Source organism: Sporosarcina pasteurii (genome assembly GCF_041295575.1).
In the GTDB taxonomy this organism is placed as follows: Bacteria; Bacillota; Bacilli; order Bacillales_A; family Planococcaceae; genus Sporosarcina; species Sporosarcina pasteurii.
Genome location: NZ_CP160452.1, coordinates 1,452,715 through 1,472,462, shown reverse-complemented (window position 1 = coordinate 1,472,462; position 19,748 = coordinate 1,452,715). Strand labels below are relative to the sequence as shown.

Here is a 19,748-nt window from a genome sequence, read left to right as displayed (position 1 = left end):
AGGAGAGAAATAGATGGAGATCTACGTAACTCAAAGTGGAGATACATTATCAAAAATTGCCCAACAATTTCAGGTGACAGTTGAACAAATTGTAAACGCGAATGAATTAGAAGATCCAGATGCGCTAGTTGTTGGGATGGCTCTTGTTATCCCAACACCGGACCAACAACATATCGTTCAACCAGGAGAAAGCTTATGGCAAATTGCCGCACGATATAACGTTCCGTTACAATCAATCATACAAGTAAATTTTATTCGTAATCCTACTATGATTTCACCAGGCACTAGGTTGACTATTCCACCTCGAAAGCCTGTTATCGATGTTAATGCCTATACACTCAATCCAGGAGAAGTTGGCGCGAATGAAATTCATGAAGTTGGGCCAGACCTTACGTATTGTATGCCCTTTACGTACAGTTTTAATGAAGATGGAACACTAAACGAGATGGACGACACTGCAATTATTCGAGCAGCATATGAAGAAAGAGTCGTTCCCGTATTATGCCTAACGAACTTCAGTGCAACTGAAACTGGCACCGAACTCGCTCATGCGCTTTTAACAAATCCTGATGTTCAAAATCAATTATTGACAAATCTACTAGCTGTCATGAACAATAAAGGCTATGCTGGCATTAATATCGATTTTGAAAACATCCAACCATCTGATCGTGAAAACTATAATCAGTTTTTGCAGAGAACGATAGATCGATTCCACCCTGAAGGATATTTTGTCTCCACTGCTGTTGCCCCGAAAGTAAGTAGTGAACAGCGAGGCTTGTTATATGAAGCGCATGATTACGAAGCGCATGGAAGAATTGTTGATTTCGTCATATTAATGACATATGAATGGGGTAATCGATTTGGACCGCCTCAAGCGATATCGCCAATCACTCAAATCAAAAGAGTCCTCGACTATGCCATTACAGTTATTCCAAGAGACAAAATATTTTTTGGCTTTCAAATTTATGCGCGCGACTGGCGCATCCCTCATGTTGAAGGCCAAGAAGCGGAAACATTTAGTCAGCAAGAAGCAATTCGCAGGGCAATTGAGTTTGGGACTGCGATTCAATATGATAAAGAAACACAATCTCCTTTTTTCCAGTACACCGATCATGAGGGCCAACAACATGAAGTATGGTTCGAAGATGCTCGCAGTGCACAGGCGAAATTCGATTTAGTCAAGGCATATAATTTGCGTGGCATCAGTTATTGGGTACTCGGCTATCCATTCCCTCAAAATTGGTTGCTTCTAGAAGATAACTTTATGATTAGAAAGAGAATCTAATAACACGGACCTTCTCGAAATGTTTTTTCGAAAAGGTCCTTTTTACTTACCTTCGTTTTCGAAACTATTAATCTTTCTTAAAGTCGATTACAATAGGTATTATTACTATACATGGTAGGTGGCGTATTTGGCATCAAATCAACAAAATAGAAAAATGGGTTTTATCCTTGTCATTACAGGAGCAATTTTTTGGGGTGTAGGGGGTACCGTTGCGCAAAAACTTTTTCGAGATTATTCTATCGAAGTGAACTGGCTCGTCACAACTCGATTACTAATTGCCGGTTTTCTACTATTATCCGTTCAATATTTTATGAAAGACCGCGATCAGATTCTTGATATTTGGAAACATAAGCGAACCGCTTTCCAACTTACTACTTTTGGATTACTTGGCATGTTGGCGGTCCAATATACATATATGGCATCCATTCAACATGGGAATGCCGCTGTAGCAACTCTCTTACAGTATTTGGCGCCCGCGATGATTATCATTTATTTAACTCTTAGAAAAAAAACGGTTCTGACTCGAAATGATGTTATCGCAATCACACTTGCTTTAGTCGGTAGCTTTTTCTTATTAACGAACGGCTCAATTAGTCATCTTTCAGTACCACTTCCCGCGATTGTTTGGGGAGTACTTTCCGCTGTTTCGTTAGCTTTTTATACGTTGTATGCTATTTCACTATTGAAATACTATGATTCACTTGTTGTGGTCGGTTGGGCAATGATAATCGGCGGTTTTGTGTTAAGTTTTATTCATCCCCCGTGGCAAATCGATTTAAGTAGTTTGCCGATGGAAGCATATGTATACCTAATATTCGTTATTTTGTTTGGCACGATGATTGCCTTTTGGTTTTACATAGAAAGCTTACAATCTTTATTGCCAAAAGAAACGAGTCTTTTAGGCACTTTGGAACCTTTAGCGGCAGTGCTAGCGACTGTATTTTGGTTACAAGAATCCTTTGGCATAGTTCAATGGCTTGGAACTGCGTGTATTTTTGGCTTAATTCTAATCCTTGCTTTCAGTAAAAAAACATCTAAAGAAACTTAAAGCAATACCAACTAGCAGTGAAAGTAACAGTTCAAAAATGTTAACGAATAAAATGCCCTCGCATTAGAGGGCATTTTATATGTAATTAGAAGTTAATTTTCACGAACTATCTCTTCATTCTACAGCTTGATACACTTCACTGTAGTCACTATACGAATTCTCCCCCATACGATTATTCAGATCTCGACCTTCGAAATCTCTCCATGCATCTTCTCTATCTTTAAAAACTGATTTTGTAGGCGTTTTATTTTTTTCATTCATGTCCTTATCATTTGCACAACCTCCAAGTAAAATGATTGATAATCCAACGATGAATATATATTTTCTCACATATATTCCTCCATTCTATTGTACTTGTAGGTTGAGACATTCGAGTGATCCTATACGTTTTTATGATGATTTCATTATTCATTAAAAATTGATATACAAAAAAGCTAGTTCCCCAATAAATTGGAACTAGCTTTTTTAAATTATTTCTTAATCCTTAAACAAACATACTTAAAATTAATACAAACGCAAGACCAAATATTGAAATCAGTGTTTCAAGTACTGTCCAAGTCCCAAATGTTTCTTTCATCGTTAAACCGAAAGACTCTTTAACAATCCAGAAACCTGTATCGTTTACATGGGAAGCGATGATACTACCAGCGCCTGTGGCTAATACCATAAGTTCTACGTTCACATCTGTGCCCGCCATCATTGGAATCACAAGACCAGCTGTCGTTAAAGCAGCAACCGTTGCAGATCCTTGCGCAATTCGCATAAGCGCAGCGATAAGCCAAGCTAAGATTAACGGAGATATCGTACTGCCTGCAAAAAGGTCAGCAACCGTATCTCCAACGCCACCGTCAATTAACACTTGTTTCAATGAACCACCAGCTCCAAGAATGAGTAACATCATTCCGATAGCTGCGATAGAACTTTCAGCGGATTTCATCAGTTGTTTCATAGGAATCTTTCTAGCTGTCCCCATTGTTACTAACGCTAGTAATACAGAAAGTAACATAACCGTCGTCGGTGCACCAATCAAAGCAACTAAGTCGAAGAACCAATTACCTGATAATCCCATTGCATCTTCAAGCAATATCACAATTGTAGATAGAGCCATCAAAATAACAGGGAATAATGCTGTAAATGCACTAATTCCAAATCCAGGCGTATCTTCTAATTTAAACTGCTTTGCTTCACCGATAGATGCCATACTGCCTTCTGGTTCTCTTTCAAAAGCAGATGGAACAAATTTTCTAGCAAAAATCGTAAATAATGGTCCCGCCAAAATAACAGTTGGAATCGCAATAATAAATCCATAAAGTAATACTAAACCAATATTCGCACCATATTGTTGTGCGATAACTGTAGGACCCGGATGCGGTGGTAAAAACGCATGCGTTACTGATAATGCAGTCGTCATTGGCAGTCCTAACCATAAGAAAGATATCCTTAATTGTTTAGAAATTTGATAAACAATCGGAATTAATAATACAAGACCTACTTCAAAAAACAGGGCAATCCCTAGAATAAATCCAGCAACAAGTACCGCCCACTGAATTCTTTTTTCACCAAACTTATCAATTAATGTGACTGCGATACGTTGAGCGCCACCCGCATCTGCAATTAGTTTACCTAAGATGGCACCTAATCCAAACACTAAGGCAATTCCGCCTAATGTATTCCCCATTCCGGCTTGAATCGTATTTACAATTTCATTAATTGGCATCCCTAAAGCAAATGCAATTAGAAATGAAACAACTACGAGTGAAATAAATGTATTTAAGTTAAATTTCATAATTAACACGAGCAAAACAATAATGCCCAAAGCAACTATTAATAGTGGCATTCTTTCTATCCCCTAACTTTTTTCATAATAAACTAATTTCAATTGTTGAATACAAAACCCTTGGGCATTTGTACTTTTTATTGCAAGAAATATTCCCATATATAAACTGTATTAATTAAATTCAATCACTGCTTTTCTAACCAATTGAGGGTTCTGCTCTACAAATTCAAAGGCCTCTTTTATTTGACTTAATGGAAATCTATGTGTAATTAAACCATTATGTGTTAATTTCTCGTCGTTGATGAGCTCTACCACTTTACCAAATTGATTTGTTTGAAGTCTTGAGCCTGTAATCGTTAACTCTTTTTTCGTAATAAGCATTTGAGCAATTGCGGATGGCGTCGCATTGAATCCGAGTAATACGACATTCCCTGCAGCCGACGCTACACTAACGCTTAGTTCGAAAGTTTGCGGTAAACCAACTGCATCAATGACAACATTCGCACCTTCGTCGTCTGTGATTTCGTTTACTTTATCCTCAACGTCAACTTCTGATGGATTAATCGTGTAGTCTGCTCCGTTTTCTTGCGCAAATTCTAATCTTTCATTTGTATAATCTGAAATAATAACGGTAGCACCACGAAGTTTAGCCATTTTTAATACTGTAATCCCAATGGGTCCAGCGCCTTGGATAAAGACTGTTTGTCCTTCCCCTACATTTCCTCTCCATGTAGCTTGTGCACCAATTGTATATGGCTCAGCCATGACTGCTTCATCCCAGTCAATATTGGCGTTAACTTTATGTACTTGTTTATCCGACAAAATAACAAACTCTCTCATTCCACCATCTTCATGCACACCAAAAACAGATACCTCTTTACAAACGTTGGGTCTTCCATTTTTACATGCATAGCATGTTCCACAATAACTGATGGGTTCAACAACAACATGATCTCCAATTGCTACGTTCTTAACATTTGCACCGATTGCTACAATTTCCCCTGTGACTTCATGGCCAACAATTCTTGGATATGTCGCAAGCGGATTCGTACCGTGATAAATATGCATATCTGATCCACAAATTCCGACTCTTTTAATTTTCACTTTCACTTCATTCGCTTGTTTGATTTCTGGCTCTGGGATATCTATCACTTCAATGATATTAGCTTCAGGAATTCTAACCGCTTTCATTTTCCCCACTCCTTAATGATTAAATGATTGATCATGCTGTATTATTAAGCTACTATGGCATCGCTTTCACTGGTTTTTTCAAAAATCGTAAACGATTACATTTTATATGAGTCGATATCATTATTTGCAGCCTTTTCCTCAAAAAACAGAAAGTCTAATACACCATCAAAACATATCCACAATTCTGAATTCTTAACTATTATTACGAATCGGAAGGTCGTGTAACCCTTTTCATCAAAGTTTCCATTTTCAATACGTGATATGTGAAATGTTACATGTCACACTTTACCTTCTTTTCTTTTGAAGGTCAATAGGATTTTATTTATTTATATTTTAAGAATCTTCAATACGAGTAAACTTTTATTTTCTTTTATGCGAATTCACTATATACTTAAATTGATTAATTATATAAATAGTAAAAACTTAAGTCTTATTAACAACTATTATCTTAAGATCAGTAAAGGAAGAATAAAAATGTCCAGAATTGAAACATCGCCTTTAACGAAACAAGTATATGAAATTATTCGTAAAAAAATTATTAGTCGTGAGTATGTAGCCGGCGATAAACTAGATATTCAAACGTTAGCAGATACATTTGGTGTCAGTCGATCGCCAGTAAAAGATGCCATTAATCAATTAGTTCATGAAGGTTTAATTGAGGTTATTCCACGAAAAGGCACATATGTGACCGAAATAAAATTAACTGAGTTTTTAGAAGTGCTCGATGCGCGACTGATGATTGAAAGATGGGCTGCAGAAGAAATCATTGATACGATAACCGAGGAACAAATTCAAATCTGGGACGAAATCGTCAAGCAAATGGATGCTTTACTTGAAGTAACCCCCTTCCCTTTTGAGGAGTATAGTAGCTTAGATATGAAATTTCATAAACTCCTTATTGAATGGGCAGAAAATTCACGAGTGAAGGAAATTTATTTTTCCTTAAATACACATGTTTCCTTATCCCGTGTTGTTTATTCAACTTCACTAGAAAGTACAGTCATTAGACATAAAGATCATTGGGATTTAGTTGAAGCGATGAAAAATCGTGATTTACCTACGTTTTCAAAAACATTAACAAAGCATATAAATAGTCTGAAAGTTGAAGCGGAATCGCATTGGGATGAAACAATCAATGCTTAAATAGAAGTGAATAAAATGATGCAACATTATTCAAGCAGAAATTCAACCTATATTATTTGTTATCAAATTAGCTGAATCAGAATAGGGAAGTCCTTTCTAGCAATTAGTTGGACTTCCCTTTTCGTGTTTTCAATTCTTTTTCTGTAATAATTGCTTCGCTACAAGCTTGACAGCGATAGCATCATCTAAATATCCTATCGGAAAAATATAATCTGGAATGACATCTACCGGCATTATAAAATAAATTAATGCACTTCCAATTAAAAGAAGTTTTGACGGCTGTGCCTCTTTCTTTAGATATATTTCATGAAGCTCCGTTAATTGGTCAATAAAGGGACCAATGCTGTCGAGGTTCTTCAGTTTTTCATGAAATCTATTTAAAATAAGGTGCTTTCCTTCTTCTGTTTGTGAAAATTGTTCGTAGTTCTTTAATGCTTTTCCCACTTGATCAATTGAAAATCCATCTTCATATGTATTGGAATTAATTAGACTTGATTGAAGCATATCAATTAAATCATCTATGTTTTCATGTATTGCAGACTTTGCCTGTTCAATCGATTGACTAGAACCCTTTATTAATTCAGATATTGGAACATCTAAACTGTCAGCAATTTTCTTTAAATGTTGAAGGTTTGCTTTTCGTTTACCATTAATAATTCGTGAAATTGTCGCTGTGTCAATTTCAGTTAGTTCGCTAAGTTTTCGCATGGACATTGAACGTTCTTCTAATAACTTTTTTAACAACACACCAAAATTTTTTCTTTCTCCCTTACTAGTCATAATCTCCCGTCCCTTCGATATTCGATGTATTCCCAGAACAGTAATAGATTGCTATTATAAGAAGTATAAGAATTAATTGTTAATTTGTCAATGTTCAGAAATTAAAATCATCTAATGGCATGAGTTGCTGTTTTGCGCCACATTGACAATATGACAACGCGCGGCATTACTCATGTTGTCATCTGTCACAACTCGCTTTACCAGTTACCTGCTTCCTAAAAGAAAGGTTGACAATTTGTCAAATTTCGATCCAATCTCAATTAACTGATTATTAAGTAGGTTGCTATACTAGGATATTCTTCTTTTATCCTAACTTAGCATAAGCAATTCAAAAATACTTTTGAAAAAGAATATTAAGGTGCAGCTCTGTTGTTCAAACTGCATTACGAAATATTTCTACTTTCATAACAAAGAAGGCATTTATGATTGTCATAGATTCCTGTATTTATTACATATCCCCTTCCCCAATTGGTAAAATCTTGGAGTAATAATGTACACTTCTGTCATCTTTATAAATAAGCCGAGAACACCCGTGACTTCAGTCGTGGGATGAATCGGCTTCAGTTTAAGCATAGCTTTAGCTATATTAATCAACCGATATATATTAGATTGTAAAGGCGTTTAAAATCCGTTGTTCAAGGGTATCCATCAATACATATGTAAATCAAATAATGAGGTGTTGTCTATACCTGAAATTCATTATGGGCGTGGGCGTGGGCGTGGATATGTCTATTCCATTCAATACCATCTCGTTTAGTGTGTGAAATACCGGCATGATATTTTAATAGGGTAAGTAGATGTAGACGTAGAGGAACTGTTAAAACATATCGCATTTGACAATGATATAAAAATTGTTGAAATGGAAACCGACAAAGATCACATCCATTTACTCATTGAATGTAAGCCGCAACATTATATCCCGAACTTTGTTAAAGCATTTAAAGGGGTATCAGCCAGATTCTTATTTAAGAAACATCCTGAACTAAAAAAACAATTGTGGGGCGGGCATCTTTGGAACCCTAGTTACTTTGTAGCGACCGTGAGTGAAAATACTGAAGATCAAATACGAAAGTATATACAAAGCCAGAAAAAAGTCTAGGAGGTGAGGATGAATGCTTCGACATAGAGCTTATCAGTTTCGTCTCTATCCGAATAAAAAACAAGAAATTTTAATCGCCAAAACAATTGGCTGTTCAAGATTTGTATTCAATCATTTTTTGAATCTATGGAACAAATCCTACACGGAAACTGGCAAAGGGTTATCGTATCAAGCGTGTTCTGCCATGCTTCCTAAAATGAAAAAGGAAGAGGAAACAATTTGGCTACAAGAAGTCGATAGTATCGCGCTTCAATCCTCACTTAAAAATCTAGCTGATGCTTTTTCTCGATTTTTCAAAAAGCAAAATAAAAAACCTCAATTCAAAAGTAAGGTCAATCCTGTCCAAAGCTATACAACGAAAAATGTAAACGACAATATTGAGTTAAAAGGAAAAAACATTCAGCTTCCAAAACTAGGGTTGGTTAAGTTCGCAAAAAGCCGGGAACCGAAAGGCCGTATTCTCAATGCGACGATTCGCAAATATGCCAGCGGGAAATATTTTGTTTCTATTTTGTGTAAAGAGGAAATTTACGAACTGTCAAAAACGGATGCCGCTATTGGCATTGATTTAGGAATCACTGACTTTGCAATCCTTTCTGACGGGCGCAGAATTGACAACAATCGGTTCACGTCGAAAATGGAAAAGAAATTGAAGCGCGAACAACGGAAGTTGTCAAAACGAGCACTTGTTGCCAAGCAAAATGGAATCAAACTTGCGGACGCAAAGAACTACCAAAAACAAAAGCGTGAAGTCGCAAAAATACATGAAAAAGTAATAAATCAGCGTACCGATTTTTTAAATAAGTTAAGTACAGAAATCATCAAAAACCACGATGTAATCTGTATCGAAGACTTAAACACAAGAGGCATGCTGCGCAATAAAAAACTGGCTACAAGTATTTCTGATGTTTCCTGGTCCAATTTTATCACTAAATTAGTATATAAAGCTAACTGGTATGGTCGAAAGATTATCAAAGTTGATAGATGGTTTCCATCCAGTCAAATTTGTTCAGAATGCGGTGTGCAAGATGGCAAGAAGCCACTGAATATTCGAAAATGGTCGTGTTCAGGATGCGAAACGAACACGACCGTGATATCAATGCGAGTCGAAACATTTTGAACGAAGGGCTTCGAATCCATATTCCAGTATAGTGTTAAATCTAATAACCGTAGGAACTACGGGGATAGCTTGGTAAATAAGAGAAACCGCTGATGATAGCGCCATAGCGCTTCATCAAGTATACTCTCTCCCCAAGAATCTCGTGACTTTAGTCATGATAGGTTCAAGGAATAGGTCGATTAATTAACACTTTAATTTCATCTTTATTCTCCTGTACTAATTCCTTTAATAAGTGGTGTACCTCTTCATCGATTTCTACAGTCATTTCTTCACTATTAATTTTTTTCCCTAATTTCTTTTCAACATAAGTAACGAGATAAACATTTTGTTCATTTATTCTCTTAGCATATTCCTTTTGAAATTTTTCCGGTGACATATTTAATTTTTTTGCTTGTGATTCGGCGTATTTACGAATTTGCTTTCCACCTACATCTTTTGTATTTTTAGGAGGCAGTTCAGCAAACCAAACACCGTCTACCTCTAGTTTTTCAGGAATATCGATTCCCATTTCTTTTACTTCCTGTTTTACCAATTCAATATTTATTGTCCACTCAAGATAATCCAGCGCCGTGTCATCAGGGTATAAGAACCGTAAATCACCAATCGAAATTTCCTTCCCTTTTACAATCGCTGCTGGTTCGTGATCATCATATTTGGAAATACTACTACACCCAGTTAGGAGAATAAAGAGTATCAAAAAAGAGAGTTTCAAAAGTTTTAACATTAAAACACCTCCTAATCCATTATTCTATAAGATATTTGGATAATGATCACATCATATTCGGAATAAATACTTTCATAAACAGAAAGTATCCTAGAAGACCTACGATTAAGGCGACAAAGATGATGACAAACGGTAATGTTTTAGTTCTCATGCCCCTTCTCCTTTCGTAAAAAATTAATACCCCTTGTTCAGTTCCTCACAAATGGTCGGTTTATTGAATGCATTTTTTCTCGAAGTTATTCTAATTAGTACGGCAATTATAACATTATTAATTGAAGCGATATTAAATATCTCGATAGATCTTCAAATTCTAGTCATCCCTCGTCATCTTGTGTTTTGAATAGCGCATTTTGCTCGCTATCGTTATTCTAATTTCCTAATTTAATTAGATATTGGTAAGTAACCATTTAAGTTAGATGTCAATATGATTTGATTGCAAGCAATCAAATACGATAAATCGACAAATTATATTTATTATCCCCTCGAGTACGCGCTTTTTATCGAAAAAAATAGTTGCCCGGGAAATGGCCAATCATTTCCTATCGGTTATTACGACGGCATCTTTCGTGAATTAACAGACAAAGCATTATTTGAGGATGCTTTTATGGATTATGATGTACCGATGGAAGTGAAAATCCCCTAGATGATTGGCGTAAGAGTTGTCTGAAAAGTGTCCAATTTGAGTGAGCGACAGGCACCATACCAGTCATATTTTATCGAAAAAAATAGTTGCCCGGGAAATCCTTTACGATTTTCCTTCGTATAGTGGAAATGTTATGAAGAATAGTGAACCTTATTCCATGAAAAGATCTATTGCGAAGTTCCGAGGAATTATTATCCATGTAGTGCGCATTTCTTTTCTTTCACAAGAAAAAGCCAGTTTCCGTTATGTTTTGAAACTAGCTTGTGACACAATTTTCACTGCGACTCTATTTCCTGATAACTTGTTGGACAATGAAGTATTCGATGTTAACCATTCGAGCGCTTTTCCCTTTACACTTCTGCTTCGATTAGACTAACGTGCCACGAGTATTAATGTCGTTGGACTAATTTCATGGGTTTCTGCGTCTAAAATCTTTTCTAGGTTCATCGCTGTTTCTTGCAATTCCTTATTTGCATTGACAATGAAAACAGGTGCGCCCCCGCCTTGTAGCATCTCTTTTTTTGTGGTAACAATTGCTACGATTTCCGTCTCTGTACTCATCTAGTTCCACCTCTCCTCATATAATCCCAACCTTCTAAACATCCCCTAGTGCAAAGTTTCATGATTTACCTTTATCCGCCTCTCGTGGCATACGCAGTGCGCTATCTAGCACTGGAACTTGCTCAATGACTGTTTTTATTTGTTGAAAATCTCTTTCTCTTGGCATAATAAATAAAGCAATTCTACCATCATCTAAGTCTCGTTTTGCAAGCGGAATGAGTCCTGGTTCTCCCGAATCTAAAAATGCACCTAGTACAGTTGCAACCTGATGTAAAATTGCTTGACGCTGTCCAAGATGAGATAGCGTAACAATACTATTTTGGTTATTCGGCGTCAGAATGACTCCAACTGCTCGGTCTTTAATCATTTGTCTCGTCTGTTCTAAACCGACATTTTTAATGACAATATTGTCCACATATAAGGTTGGACCTTCAAAACGAATCTCCCCTTCTGAGACATCTGCAATACTTGAGATAAGGTTACCGGACATTCTGCCTTTCGAAACGAAAAGCATAACAATTCCGCTGATAATTCCAAACCAAATTGAATACACAGTAAATAGTGAAGTCACAAGCCCCGTAAACATGACTAAGTAATTTCTACTTTCAAAAGCTTGTGCCATCCCTTCAATAAACGGAGTACCTCGTTTCACAAGTTCACTTTCATCAATTTTCTCTAATGTTTCTCTTTCCATTTTTCGAACTTCCCGAAATTGCGTTGCCGCAAGTCCAAAGAAGGTCACGGCTGTCCAATCTGATTCAAGTACAGCAGGAATTACGACGGCACCGATAAAAGCTGCAATGAACCCAAAGGATAAGTGAATGAGCCGGCCTTGCGGATAGGTTGGATATTGCCTAAAATCTGTGCGAAGTAACATAAGGCGCGACGTGAATCCAAAGAAGATTCCTAGTATAACTGGAAGTAAGTATTGGACCATCCTATAATCTCCTTTCAGTACCTCTAGGTTAACCAAATAAATAAAAGATTATAATACGGAGTACTGTGTGCGCATAGAAAAGTTAAACATTGGCAAGTATGAACACGGAAAGGATGGTTATTCATGGTGAAAATTGAAAAGCTTATTAGCAAAATCATCACGACACAAAAGGCGATGGTATTGGCAGTGATTGTCGATGGAAAAGGTTCTGCATATCAAGAAGGAACTTGGATGTTGTTTATCGAAGGTGATACACCAATCGGCAATTTAAATCAGGGTTATTGTGAAAATGATTTACATAACAGGTCAGGAAGATTATTCCGCACTGGCCAAACAGAAATTATTTCTTATGATTTAAGTAAGATAGATGAGGAAGGTTGTGGACGCGGCGCGAGCTGTCACGGCATTGTGCATGTCCTATTACGTGACATAGACGAAAACTTTCAAGAGATACTTACCTCGATGACTGAAACATTACGTAAAATGAAACCCATTTTATATATCCAGTCAATGAATGATCTTTCACAGTATATATTTTCGCATAAAGAAGAAGATACTTTTGGTTTTTGGGATAGTGATGCGGATTGGGAATGGATTTATGCAAAACCATCACAAAATATTGTTGGACAAAAAATATTTGGGACGCAAACATATTTTATACAGTTGATTTGGCCATAACTGAAGATAAACATCGTGTTTTTGAAGTTGATTTAGAAATAGTAAAACTCCCATTAAAATGAATTAAATGGGAGTTTTTTGTTAGTAACTGATGCGTGTCTTCCTTTTTCGGAAATCCATTTCAGGGTAGTGCACTGTTGCCTATTTATCATTCCACATCTTTATATTGATACCCACTATCTGTCATGTATCGATTATAGCGAAGTTTATACAACCTAAAAAAATGTTGGACAAATACTTTGAGGACTGCAAATCCTGGAATCCCGAGAATAACCCCCGCCACACCAAACAATGAGCCCGCCGTTAACAATACGAAAATAATTGTAATCGGATGGATTTGTAATGACTTCCCCATAATTTGCGGAGAAATAAATTTCCCATCAATTAATTGAACAATCGTCCAGACAATCGCAAGCTTTACAATCATAAAAGGAGAAGTGACAACTGCGATTATTACTGCAGGTGTAATTGCAATTAATGGGCCTAAGTAAGGAACAACACTTGTAAACATAGCTAGCACACCTAGTAGAAGTGCGTAATCCATACCGATAATGAAAAAACCAATCGATACCATGATTCCGATACAAATCGCTACGAGAATTTGACCTTGGATGTATGAACTAATTTGATGATCTGTTTGTTTCACAATATCTCGGGCGTCATCTCTCATACGAGGCGGCAACATATTGATAAATACTTTCGGTAATTTCTCGCCATCTTTTAATAAATAAAACAAAATAAACGGAACTGTCACTATTGCTAAAACAAATCCAGTTAGTGCGCTAACAAATGATGTGACCCCGACCGCAATCCCACCAAGTGCATCCGCAATCGTTTTTCCGATATTACTTGGCGCATTATCAACTAATGATGCGAGATTAATATCTAAACTCTCATAAAATGAGGAAAATATTGACGTTCTTAAAAAATGATCAACCGTTAATGTCAACTTTTTAAAATATGTTGGGAAATCATCTACAAGATTATGGAATTGAATCTTTAAAAATGGGACGACTAAAAATATTAATAATGTAATAACCCCTGCGGTGGCAAGAAATAAAATGAGAATTCCCCACATTCTCGGTATTTTTGCTTTCTCCAATAAACGTAATACGGGCCTTAGTAAATAATAACCTATCATTGCAAGGATTACTGGCAATACAACTGTTGAAAACAAAACAGAGAGCGGATAAAAAACAAAAGGGATTTGTTTGAAAACGAATATAATTAACCCGATAAGTAAGATGGAAACGAGTACAAAAAGTGTACTTTTCCCTCCTAGAAAGGAAATAAGATTCCCCTTTTTTTCATTTACTTGCTGACGGTCTTCTCTTCCACTATGATTCATAAATATCCCTCCCTCTTTCCTACCGAACATTTAGTTTAATGGCATGTTTAAAAATGTAGCAATGGCTTCTTTATTTTTTTCAAGATTAATTTCAATTACAGATCCCGCATGGCTATATGAATTGAATGAATAGCTACCTTTAACGGGAACGGTCATTGTTTCAACATCGACACCTCTACTGAGTATGATTGGCAATACACGTGCAATCTCATCTTTAGCCGTTAAATCTGTTTCGATAAATCCTGAAAGTGCTCCTACAAGTTTAGGCGCTCGCAGAATCATTGTCGGGTTCATCGCTTCTTTTTTAATTGCAGCAATCACTTCCTGTTGTCGGGCAACGCGACCAAAATCACCTTCTGCATCCGCCCTAAATCTTGCATAGCCTAGTAATTCTTGTCCATTTAATCTTTTTAAGCCAGGTGTTAAGGTGACACCAATTTGTTCGGACATCTCTTTTTGAATATCGATTTCCACACCTTTAGGAAAAGCGATATCAATAATCGACTCAAAATTGTCAAAGTCTACAATCGCATAATGATGGATGGGTAGTCCAAACATCCCGGTAATCGTATCTTTCGTCGTTTGAACTCCACCTAAATAATAAGCCGTATTTAATTTATAAGATTTATAGCCAGGAATCTCTGCGTAGATGTCACGCATAAATGAAATCACACGCATAGCACCTTCTTTTTTATCCCAAGATAAAACCATCATTGTATCGGTTCTTGATTTTCCACTTCCATCATCGTCAATACCTAAGAGCAAATAGTTTTCAATAGATGGAAAGTTCGGATTCAGACTATCAGCTTCAAAAGTTCCAGGCTTAATGTCATTCCCTTCAGCAATAGATTTTCCAAAATTAAATTGTATGAGCGAATAAATTCCCGCTACGAAAAAGAAAAGAAATATGAGTGCGAAAATGACTCGGCCGATGCGCAGTCTTTTCTTTCTACTTCTTCTTAATATAGGCTCATCATGATGCTCTTTCATTGTAATTCCCCCATAAATTAAACTCTTAACATAGAACGTTCTATACCTTTGAATGGTTTCATTATTCCATTTTATCATACCATGAGATAAACATTCTTATTGGTCATTTTGCTTCAAGAAAAAGACAACTAGAATGATTGATTGTTTGTACAAATCAACCAATCAATATGAATAATTTTACTTGCTTCTTAGACTGACCATGACATTCCCCCATTTTTCATTACTTACACTGCATATGCTACGGATAGGTTAACGAAAGGTGGTGGCCTTAATGGGCAATGAATACAAAGGTGGAGTTGGTTCCTCATTTGCTCTACTTGTCGTGCTTTTCATTTTATTAATCATCATTGGAGCTAGCTATATTTACTAATGGAAAAATTATTACTCAAATGAACCGCTCATAGGCACTCCAAATGATCAGGGCGCTTTTCACAAAGCGCTCTTTTTGTTGTTACAGGAAGTCTGAACGACTATCAATCCGTTTAGTCAACATAGGCAAATGAATATTTACACGATTTCACTTATGTTATACTGTTTGGTAGACAATAATTAGTTGAAAGGCGTTGTGTGAATTGACAAATCAGTTAGTAGCAAAAGCGGCATTTGCTGGTGGTTGCTTTTGGTGTATGGTAAAACCGTTCAAAGAATGGGACGGCATTATTGATGTTGTCTCGGGCTATATGGGCGGACATGTTGAAAATCCTACATATGAAGATGTGAAGAAAGGCGATTCTGGCCATTTAGAAGTTGTTGAAATTACGTTTGACCCTGCTGTTTTCCCATATGAGAAGTTACTAGATATATTTTGGCAACAAATTGATCCGACTGACGCAGATGGACAGTTTCATGACCGTGGATATTCCTATTCCACTGCCATCTTTTATTATTCTGATGAACATCGGAAAATTGCAGAGCACTCCAAGGCAAACCTCGCTGCAAGTGGTAGATTCAACAAGCCAATCGTCACCCCAATTCGACCTGCGGAGACATTTTACCGTGCGGAAGAATACCATCAAGATTACTACATAAAAGAAAAAGAACATTATGCTGAAGACCGGGCACGTTCAGGTCGTGATGAGTTTATTGAGCAACATTGGTCTTAATCAAAAGGACTTCTCTCGAGAAGTCCTTTTTGTATGTTATATTTCAAACCTAATTCTATGCAATACCAAAAACTAATCTTTAGAAAAGGACAGTGAATTTACGTAGACATTTCCTGCCCTTTATTCTCAATTAAAAACGACAGAATTAGCATCAGTACATAGAGTGCCATCATAATGATAAACGTGAAGTGATGATTCATTGTATAGTCATATACGAGCGCAATGACCAGTGGCAATAAGCCCCCCATCATAAATCCCCCTGTCTGCATCATCGCTGTCCAGGCGTTAGCATCCTGTGCGTTTTCCGTTTTATCCAGCGGTAACAGTAATGCGACCGGAAATAAACCGCCTAACGGAATCCCCATAATAAAGGCTCCTACCCACATAAATGGATACAAGCCCGTCCAGAAACAGACAATCGAAATCATTCCTGATATTAACATGAATAATAACCAAAAGCGTCGTGAACCAAAACGTTCCATTGCCAGCGGGATTAATATATTCAAAAATATTTGAACAGTTGTCATCACACTCAACAAGGTCCCTGCCTGCAATAAAGTCATCCCAGAAGCAATTGCTATCGGTGCAAGCCAAGTAATAATTGAAAAGAATGCGGAAGATTGTAATCCGAAGAACAATAAAAACAGCCAAGCTTTTTTAGACTTCCAAGGTGAAGCACTTTCCATCGATATACCTTTTTTTTCGTTTGAATTCTTTTGACTAACCTCGATATGCCCTCTCATCGTCAAAAACCAACAAACCAGGCCGATTATCGCGAGGACAGACCAAATGCTCAGTGCAAATTGATAAGATTTTGTGGATTCAAAGAAAAATGCTGTTAGTCCCGCACTTGCCGCAGATCCAACCCCCATGCCAAATGAATAGACACCAATTACAGACGCCGCACGATTAGGGAAATTTTGTTTTATCATTGCGGATAATAAAGGGCCAGTAATCGCTATTGCGATTCCAACGATAAGTGCGGTACTTAACAAAATAAAATATCCCGATATAAATCCACGTAATGCAGTCATTAGGCCAATTAGTATCAGCATGACATACATTGTACGTTTGAGTCCAAACAATCTGTTAAGAATAGGAGATAACATTGCAAAAACACCCATGCCAATGACTGGAATAGCAGTTAGCAAACTGACTTGAGCATTAGACAGTGATAGTTGATTACGAATGGTTTCTAACATCGGTCCAATTGATGTGATTGCGGGCCGTAAATTTATTGAAACTGCAAAGATGGTTATTAAAATAAGAATACTATTTGTTTTGTTATTCGTATCTGACAATAGATAAGTTCCTTTCTCATTGGAAATGTCGTAAGCGTTCATCTCGTTATGTAAGCTAACTCTTTTATTTTAACCTAGCATAGCCAACCTAGCTAGTTTTCCAATTCCGTTATTAAGTTTTATGGATTGTAGCTAAGTATAAATTTTAGACGTTCCATTCTACTAGTAAATCATGTTATAATTGTTGCATTGTGAATTTAGGAGGAGTCAAATGATTGCAGTTAATAATGTTAGTCTTCAATTTGCGGATCGTAAACTTTTTGAAGATGTTAATATACAATTCAACCCTGGTCACTGTTACGGCTTAATTGGCGCGAACGGTGCAGGAAAATCAACGTTTTTGAAAGTACTATCAGGCGAAATTGAACCACAAACTGGAAATGTAAGTATGAACCCAGACGAACGGATGGCCGTTCTTAAACAAAACCATTTCGAGTATGAGGAAAACGAAGTACTTGAAACGGTCATTATGGGACATAAAAAACTTTATGACATTATGAATGAAAAAAATGCGATTTATATGAAAGAGGATTTTTCTGACGAAGATGGTATGCGTGCAGCTGAGCTTGAGGGTGAATTTGCTGATTTAAATGGCTGGGAAGCTGAATCTGAAGCAGCGATTTTACTTCAAGGTTTAGGGATTCCTGAATCGATGCACCATTTAAAAATGTCCGAATTAAAAGGTGCGGACAAAGTTAAAGTTCTTCTCGCTCAAGCTTTATTCGGTAAGCCAGATGTCTTACTGCTAGATGAGCCGACTAACCACCTCGACTTACAAGCGATTCGTTGGTTAGAAGATTTCTTAATTGATTTCGACAACACTGTTGTCGTTGTTTCTCACGACAGACATTTCCTAAACAATGTTTGTACGCAAATTGCAGACCTTGATTTTGGTAAAATTCAAATCTACCCAGGAAACTATGATTTCTGGTATGAATCAAGTCAACTTGCCCTTAAAATGGCACAAGACCAAAACAAGAAAAAAGAAGAAAAGATTAAAGAGCTTGAAGCCTTTATTGCCCGATTTAGTGCGAACGCTTCTAAATCTCGACAAGCGACTTCACGTAAAAAGACGCTCGATAAAATTGAGCTTGATGACATTAAACCTTCATCAAGACGTTATCCTTATGTTAACTTCCAAATTGGACGTGAAATTGGAAATGACGTTGTTACAGTCAAAGATGTTTCGAAGACAATCGATGGCGTAAAATTACTTGATAACGTGAACTTTTCAATGGGACGAGAGGATAAAATCATCCTCCTCGGTAACCCACTTGCAAAGTCTGCTTTACTTGATGTTCTAGCGGAAGTAACAGAGCCAGATACGGGTTCAATAAAATGGGGCGTTACGACAACACATGCGTACTTCCCTATTGATAACTCAGAGTTTTTCCAAGGATCCGAGAGTACTTTAGTTGAATGGCTACGTCAATATTCCCCTGAAGATGAAACTGAAACATTCCTTAGAGGCTTCCTAGGCCGAATGCTCTTCTCTGGAGAAGAAGTAAAGAAAAAGCCTTCCGTTCTTTCTGGAGGCGAAAAAGTACGCTGCATGCTATCTAAAATGATGCTCACAAATGCAAACGTCCTTTTACTGGATGAACCTACAAACCACTTGGATTTAGAGTCCATTCAATCGCTAAACAATGGGTTGACTGCGTTTAAAGGTGCAATGGTATTTACATCTCATGACCATCAGTTTATTCAAACAATCGCTAATCGGATTATTGATATTCGTGAAGATGGAACAATCGTCGATAGGCTGATGACTTATGAAGAATACCTCGAATGGTCAGCACAACAAACAGCAAATAAATAATCATGATCGCCTTCCTTAATGATATGGGAGGCGTTTTTTTGTAATTGAACAGATTCACTTCGAAGTTTGCTACAAATCCACTATAGTTTTGATTATGATTATTAAAGAAAAAAATTTATAACGGTTACCTTGGGGATGGTGTCTATTATGTTGAAAAATCTGTATGAATTTATAATTTCGGGGGATAACGTAATAAAAGGA

Annotated in this window: 18 protein-coding genes and 2 pseudogenes; 10 read left to right on the top strand and 10 right to left on the bottom strand. The window is 36.9% G+C overall.

Features of this window, described 5'->3' with window-relative positions; genetic code table 11:
• Positions 1-13: 13 nt before the first annotated feature.
• Entirely contained in the window at positions 14-1,285 is a 1,272-nt protein-coding gene (locus AB1H92_RS06740; RefSeq protein WP_115361259.1) for a LysM peptidoglycan-binding domain-containing protein, read from the top strand.
• A 154-nt stretch (positions 1,286-1,439) separates the two neighbouring features.
• Entirely contained in the window at positions 1,440-2,333 is an 894-nt protein-coding gene (locus AB1H92_RS06735; protein ID WP_115364086.1) for a DMT family transporter, read from the top strand.
• 114 nt (positions 2,334-2,447) lie between these two features.
• Here the strand turns inward: AB1H92_RS06735 and AB1H92_RS06730 are convergent, their stop codons facing one another.
• The 3 genes from AB1H92_RS06730 to AB1H92_RS06720 all read right to left on the bottom strand — a co-directional run bounded on the left by AB1H92_RS06730 (position 2,448) and on the right by AB1H92_RS06720 (position 5,301).
• On the bottom strand, positions 2,448-2,663 hold the full coding sequence (locus AB1H92_RS06730; protein ID WP_115361261.1) for a hypothetical protein: 216 nt from the start codon (positions 2,661-2,663) through the stop codon (positions 2,448-2,450).
• Between the two features lie 154 nt (positions 2,664-2,817).
• Complete coding sequence (locus tag AB1H92_RS06725) at positions 2,818-4,170, bottom strand: gluconate:H+ symporter (RefSeq protein ID WP_115361263.1); 1,353 nt, start codon at positions 4,168-4,170, stop codon at positions 2,818-2,820.
• Between the two features lie 111 nt (positions 4,171-4,281).
• Complete coding sequence (locus tag AB1H92_RS06720) at positions 4,282-5,301, bottom strand: zinc-binding alcohol dehydrogenase family protein (protein ID WP_115361268.1); 1,020 nt, start codon at positions 5,299-5,301, stop codon at positions 4,282-4,284.
• A 474-nt stretch (positions 5,302-5,775) separates the two neighbouring features.
• On the opposite strand from AB1H92_RS06720, the gene AB1H92_RS06715 reads away from it, so the two are divergent.
• Positions 5,776-6,444, top strand: coding sequence for a GntR family transcriptional regulator (locus AB1H92_RS06715; RefSeq protein WP_115361270.1), 669 nt, complete (start codon positions 5,776-5,778; stop codon positions 6,442-6,444).
• A gap of 129 nt (positions 6,445-6,573) precedes the next feature.
• Here the strand turns inward: AB1H92_RS06715 and AB1H92_RS06710 are convergent, their stop codons facing one another.
• Positions 6,574-7,224: a helix-turn-helix domain-containing protein gene (locus AB1H92_RS06710; protein ID WP_115361271.1), complete on the bottom strand. Its 651-nt coding sequence runs from the start codon at positions 7,222-7,224 to the stop codon at positions 6,574-6,576.
• 694 nt (positions 7,225-7,918) lie between these two features.
• Between AB1H92_RS06710 and tnpA the strand changes: the two are divergent.
• Both tnpA and tnpB read left to right on the top strand, forming a co-directional pair.
• Positions 7,919-8,323, top strand: a pseudogene (gene tnpA / locus AB1H92_RS06705) (IS200/IS605 family transposase).
• A 13-nt stretch (positions 8,324-8,336) separates the two neighbouring features.
• Positions 8,337-9,475, top strand: a pseudogene (gene tnpB / locus AB1H92_RS06700) (IS200/IS605 family element RNA-guided endonuclease TnpB).
• 131 nt (positions 9,476-9,606) lie between these two features.
• On the opposite strand, the gene AB1H92_RS06695 reads toward tnpB, so the two are convergent.
• Positions 9,607-10,167 (bottom strand): hypothetical protein, encoded by a 561-nt coding sequence (locus tag AB1H92_RS06695; protein WP_115361274.1) that lies wholly within the window; start codon positions 10,165-10,167, stop codon positions 9,607-9,609.
• Positions 10,168-10,600: 433 nt separating this feature from the next.
• Here AB1H92_RS06695 and AB1H92_RS06690 point away from each other — a divergent pair, with 433 nt between their 5' ends.
• Positions 10,601-10,810, top strand: coding sequence for a hypothetical protein (locus AB1H92_RS06690; protein ID WP_115361276.1), 210 nt, complete (start codon positions 10,601-10,603; stop codon positions 10,808-10,810).
• Positions 10,811-11,182: 372 nt separating this feature from the next.
• Here AB1H92_RS06690 and AB1H92_RS06685 read toward each other — a convergent pair whose 3' ends face one another.
• Positions 11,183-11,371, bottom strand: coding sequence for a capping complex subunit for YIEGIA (locus tag AB1H92_RS06685; protein WP_115361280.1), 189 nt, complete (start codon positions 11,369-11,371; stop codon positions 11,183-11,185).
• A gap of 58 nt (positions 11,372-11,429) precedes the next feature.
• Positions 11,430-12,308, bottom strand: coding sequence for a YIEGIA family protein (locus AB1H92_RS06680; protein ID WP_115361282.1), 879 nt, complete (start codon positions 12,306-12,308; stop codon positions 11,430-11,432).
• Positions 12,309-12,431: 123 nt separating this feature from the next.
• On the opposite strand from AB1H92_RS06680, the gene AB1H92_RS06675 reads away from it, so the two are divergent.
• On the top strand, positions 12,432-12,986 hold the full coding sequence (locus tag AB1H92_RS06675; RefSeq protein ID WP_115361284.1) for an XdhC family protein: 555 nt from the start codon (positions 12,432-12,434) through the stop codon (positions 12,984-12,986).
• A 148-nt stretch (positions 12,987-13,134) separates the two neighbouring features.
• Here the strand turns inward: AB1H92_RS06675 and AB1H92_RS06670 are convergent, their stop codons facing one another.
• Positions 13,135-14,334, bottom strand: a complete 1,200-nt coding sequence (locus AB1H92_RS06670) for an AI-2E family transporter (protein WP_115361286.1) — start codon at positions 14,332-14,334, stop codon at positions 13,135-13,137.
• A gap of 30 nt (positions 14,335-14,364) precedes the next feature.
• Positions 14,365-15,324, bottom strand: coding sequence for an LCP family protein (locus AB1H92_RS06665; protein ID WP_115361288.1), 960 nt, complete (start codon positions 15,322-15,324; stop codon positions 14,365-14,367).
• Between the two features lie 271 nt (positions 15,325-15,595).
• On the opposite strand from AB1H92_RS06665, the gene AB1H92_RS06660 reads away from it, so the two are divergent.
• Positions 15,596-15,694 carry a YjcZ family sporulation protein gene (locus AB1H92_RS06660; protein WP_115361290.1) on the top strand — a complete coding sequence of 33 codons (99 nt, stop codon included), beginning with the start codon at positions 15,596-15,598 and terminating at the stop codon, positions 15,692-15,694.
• A 202-nt stretch (positions 15,695-15,896) separates the two neighbouring features.
• Positions 15,897-16,427, top strand: coding sequence for a peptide-methionine (S)-S-oxide reductase MsrA (msrA, locus tag AB1H92_RS06655; RefSeq protein WP_256594307.1), 531 nt, complete (start codon positions 15,897-15,899; stop codon positions 16,425-16,427).
• A gap of 98 nt (positions 16,428-16,525) precedes the next feature.
• Here the strand turns inward: msrA and AB1H92_RS06650 are convergent, their stop codons facing one another.
• On the bottom strand, positions 16,526-17,728 hold the full coding sequence (locus tag AB1H92_RS06650; protein WP_166739490.1) for a CynX/NimT family MFS transporter: 1,203 nt from the start codon (positions 17,726-17,728) through the stop codon (positions 16,526-16,528).
• A gap of 211 nt (positions 17,729-17,939) precedes the next feature.
• Between AB1H92_RS06650 and AB1H92_RS06645 the strand changes: the two genes are divergently transcribed.
• Positions 17,940-19,547 carry an ABC-F family ATP-binding cassette domain-containing protein gene (locus AB1H92_RS06645; protein WP_115361295.1) on the top strand — a complete coding sequence of 536 codons (1,608 nt, stop codon included), beginning with the start codon at positions 17,940-17,942 and terminating at the stop codon, positions 19,545-19,547.
• The last annotated feature ends 201 nt before the right edge of the window (positions 19,548-19,748 follow it).

Coding starts and splice junctions, on each gene's coding strand:
- AB1H92_RS06740 (WP_115361259.1), top strand. CDS start 14: ATGGAGATCTACGTAACTCAAAGTGGAGATACATTATCAAAAATTGCC.
- AB1H92_RS06735 (WP_115364086.1), top strand. CDS start 1,440: ATGGGTTTTATCCTTGTCATTACAGGAGCAATTTTTTGGGGTGTAGGG.
- AB1H92_RS06725 (WP_115361263.1), bottom strand. CDS start 4,170: ATGCCACTATTAATAGTTGCTTTGGGCATTATTGTTTTGCTCGTGTTA.
- AB1H92_RS06720 (WP_115361268.1), bottom strand. CDS start 5,301: ATGAAAGCGGTTAGAATTCCTGAAGCTAATATCATTGAAGTGATAGAT.
- AB1H92_RS06715 (WP_115361270.1), top strand. CDS start 5,776: ATGTCCAGAATTGAAACATCGCCTTTAACGAAACAAGTATATGAAATT.
- AB1H92_RS06710 (WP_115361271.1), bottom strand. CDS start 7,224: ATGACTAGTAAGGGAGAAAGAAAAAATTTTGGTGTGTTGTTAAAAAAG.
- AB1H92_RS06695 (WP_115361274.1), bottom strand. CDS start 10,167: ATGTTAAAACTTTTGAAACTCTCTTTTTTGATACTCTTTATTCTCCTA.
- AB1H92_RS06685 (WP_115361280.1), bottom strand. CDS start 11,371: ATGAGTACAGAGACGGAAATCGTAGCAATTGTTACCACAAAAAAAGAG.
- AB1H92_RS06680 (WP_115361282.1), bottom strand. CDS start 12,308: ATGGTCCAATACTTACTTCCAGTTATACTAGGAATCTTCTTTGGATTC.
- AB1H92_RS06675 (WP_115361284.1), top strand. CDS start 12,432: ATGGTGAAAATTGAAAAGCTTATTAGCAAAATCATCACGACACAAAAG.
- AB1H92_RS06670 (WP_115361286.1), bottom strand. CDS start 14,334: ATGAATCATAGTGGAAGAGAAGACCGTCAGCAAGTAAATGAAAAAAAG.
- AB1H92_RS06665 (WP_115361288.1), bottom strand. CDS start 15,324: ATGAAAGAGCATCATGATGAGCCTATATTAAGAAGAAGTAGAAAGAAA.
- AB1H92_RS06660 (WP_115361290.1), top strand. CDS start 15,596: ATGGGCAATGAATACAAAGGTGGAGTTGGTTCCTCATTTGCTCTACTT.
- AB1H92_RS06645 (WP_115361295.1), top strand. CDS start 17,940: ATGATTGCAGTTAATAATGTTAGTCTTCAATTTGCGGATCGTAAACTT.